At 54.2% G+C, this 3,059-nt stretch carries 3 protein-coding genes and 1 pseudogene; 3 read left to right on the top strand and 1 reads right to left on the bottom strand.

Annotated elements, in window-relative coordinates:
• Window positions 1-185: hypothetical protein (locus ACR0ID_RS20290; RefSeq protein WP_480608381.1), on the bottom strand; the 185-nt coding region annotated here is incomplete at its 3' end.
• Window positions 186-279: 94 nt separating this feature from the next.
• On the opposite strand from ACR0ID_RS20290, the gene ACR0ID_RS20285 reads away from it, so the two are divergent.
• The 3 genes and pseudogenes from ACR0ID_RS20285 to ACR0ID_RS20275 form a co-directional block, all read left to right on the top strand.
• On the top strand, window positions 280-1,191 hold the full coding sequence (locus ACR0ID_RS20285; protein ID WP_480608378.1) for a homocysteine S-methyltransferase family protein: 912 nt from the start codon (window positions 280-282) through the stop codon (window positions 1,189-1,191).
• Between the two features lie 340 nt (window positions 1,192-1,531).
• The gene (gene mgrA, locus ACR0ID_RS20280; protein ID WP_480608384.1) at window positions 1,532-2,563 is read left to right on the top strand and encodes an L-glyceraldehyde 3-phosphate reductase; all 1,032 of its coding nucleotides are present in this window, start codon (window positions 1,532-1,534) and stop codon (window positions 2,561-2,563) included.
• A gap of 245 nt (window positions 2,564-2,808) precedes the next feature.
• A pseudogene (locus ACR0ID_RS20275) lies at window positions 2,809-2,949 on the top strand (IS3 family transposase); the annotation flags it as partial.
• Window positions 2,950-3,059: the final 110 nt, after the last annotated feature.

Below are 3,059 nucleotides of genomic sequence, written 5' to 3'. Positions count from 1 at the left end.
CCGCACGAACAGGCCGGACAGACGACAGTACTGACGAAATCGACCGCAGAAATCGCCAAAAAACTCTTGCAATGCAGGAGCCACCCACAGACATTGGCTATGGCTTGATGACGCTGCAGTGCGGCCCGCCGAAGGAGAATTTCGCTGCGGTTGAGAGTTACCCGGGAAGATGAGGTCATGCTCACGGAATTCATCCTGTCGTCGCCCTAAGGTTCACAGGAGACCCGAGACGATGTATGTTTCTCGTGAAGATGTAACGGTATTTAGGCGTGGATCAGAATGGCGCGACAGTTCCCACTCGAAGGTAACAAGACCTTTCTGGTTTATGCGGGTACTGGCACCGACCTGATATTCAATCACGGAGTTGATTTACCCGGTTTCGCGTCGTTTCCATTGCTGGAAGAACCTGGCACCAGGGCAATACTGGCCGGTCAAATGCAGACACTTGTTGATCTCGCCGGTGAAATGAATGTCGGGTGTATCCTTGATGCGCCCACATGGATGGCGAACGCCGACCGGGCAGCGCCTTTGGGGTACGATGCAGAACGGCTCGTTGAAGTGAACAAAGATGCGGTCAGCCTAATGGAGGACGTCCGCCAGGCTGCCGCTCGCGATGATATACTGGTGTCGGCCTGTATCGGCCCGCGCTATGATCCTTACGCCGACATCCCGCCGGTACCCGTCGAAGATGCGCGTCAATACCATGCTGTTCAAATGCAAAGTCTGAAAGACACTAGCGTCGACCTGGTCACTGCTTATACATTCAACCGTCCAAGCGAGGCAGCCGGATGTATCCTCGCTGCCCGAGACGCTGAACTGCCGATCATCATGTCTCTGGTTGTTGAGACAGACGGATGCCTGGCAGACAGAACCAAACTTGTGGACGGAATTGACCAGATTGACGCGGCAACGGACTCGGCGGCGCTGTTTTTTATGGTCAACTGCGCTCATCCGACCCATTTCGCCGGAGCGCTTGGCAACCACCCCCGGCTTAAAGGCATGGTGGCAAACGCTTCGAGTTGCTCGCATGCGGAACTTGACGAAGCAGATGAGCTGGACGAAGGCGATCCAGCTGAACTTGGTAAACAGATTGCCTCGATTGCGAGGCAGAATCCGTCGATCCAAGTATTTGGAGGGTGCTGCGGTACCGACATGCGCCACCTGAAATCGATGGCCAGCGAATTGGCGTAGCCAACTTAGTTCAATCTGAGCGATAGCGCTGATATCTAAGGTGATACCGTGATGTCTTTCCGCCACTTGTTATAACGGCCCAGAGCCGACATCCAACCCGCCATATTGATGCTGCGGTTGCAGCCCGCTTGCGGACTTTCGCTGCGTCTATGCGACGGTACCGAATGCAATCGATCAAATCGTAAGACATTGGTGCAGGAGTAAGACTAACCATAAGCACCCATCTAGGACGCGCAGAAACTCGTGTCGATCTTACCGGAGTTGATCCGTTTGACAGGCCCAACATTCCATTGATTATGTGCGCATGACCAAAGCTCAACGACCGCCAAAGCCAAAACCCATTCCTTACACCCCGGAGCCGAACCGCTATGAGCGAATGGTTTATCGGCGATGTGGGAGGTCGGGTGTGAAGCTTCCTGTTGTCAGCTTGGGCCTGTGGCATAATTTCGGTGCGGACTCGACGCACGAAAACAAGCGAGCAATGTGTCGGACCGCATTCGACCATGGGATCACTCATTTTGATCTGGCGAACAACTACGGTCCACCACCCGGATCGGCAGAAGAGGCATTTGGCGAAATCCTAAGAACTGATTTCACGGGCTACAGGGATGAATTGATCATTTCCTCCAAAGCAGGCTACGACATGTGGCCGGGACCCTACGGAGAATGGGGGTCGCGCAAGTACATGATCGCGTCCTGTGACCAATCACTCGCGCGCATGGGGCTTGATTACGTCGACATCTTTTATTCCCACCGATTTGACCCCGACACCCCGCTCGAAGAGACGATGGGCGCGTTGGATCATATCGTACGGTCGGGTCGCGCGCTCTACGCAGGTATCTCGAGCTACAACTCCCAATGCACACGCGAGGCTGTGAAGATTCTCAACGACCTTGGCACACCTTGCCTGATTCACCAGCCTTCTTACAATCTGCTCAACCGTTGGGTGGAGCGGGACGGTTTGCTCGATACCCTGAACGATCTTGGGGTAGGATCGATTGCGTTCACGCCGCTGGCACAAGGCATTCTAACGTCAAAATACCTGCGCGATATTCCGGATGGCAGCCGTGCTACACAAGGGAAGTCGCTACTTGATGGCATGATCAACGAGCGATCTCTGGCAAGTGTCCGTGCTCTGAACGACATGGCTGAGGCACGCGGGCAAACTCTGGCGCAAATGGCCCTGGCCTGGGTGTTAAGAGGCGGACGCGTAACGACCGCGCTTATTGGTGCGTCCCGGCCGGGTCAGATCGTAGATTGCGCAGGCGTAGTCGATAACCTCGCCTTCAGTGATGAAGAGTTGGCAAGGATCGATGCAATCAGTTCGGAAGAAGATATCAATTTGTGGGCTCGGTCGTCAGAAACAGAATGACCAATCTTAGAAGTGCTAAAACCCAAGACCATTTGGAGCTTGATAATTTTGGCGGCTTCAGCTTCTGCAGCTCGGCTAAATAACGATCAAGACTGACCGGCCCAAAGCGGATGAGGTGGATGGCTACTGCTCCACCGGCATCGAACGTTGTTGATTGTCACTGAGAACTGACCCGGTATGCCCATAAATTGTCACTGAGAATTGACCCATGTGAACACACTTCCCCGACGGTTTTGGTTGGGGGGATTTGGCAACGATCCTGGCAGACACGCCGCGATGCCGAGATAGCCATCTTCGAATACATAAACGGGTTCTACAATCCACGACGCAGGCATTCAGCTCTCGGCTGGAAAAGCCCCTTGGCCTTCGAAAGAAAGGTCGCTTAAGTGAGCAACCGGAGCGGCACTAGGTCATGTTGACAAAAGGGATTCACATCTGTCGGCGGGCATGATTCAAGCTGGTATCTACGACGGAGACCAGCTTGGCACGAGACCTG

The sequence above is a fragment of the Ruegeria sp. AL2 genome (genome assembly GCF_056540845.1).
The sequence above is the reverse complement of the archived record's forward strand: the minus strand, read 5'-3'. Positions and strand labels throughout refer to the sequence as shown.

What these genes read in the sequence shown, in the direction of transcription:
- ACR0ID_RS20285 (WP_480608378.1), top strand. Translation starts at nt 280, where the DNA reads ATGGCGCGACAGTTCCCACTCGAAGGTAACAAGACCTTTCTGGTTTAT.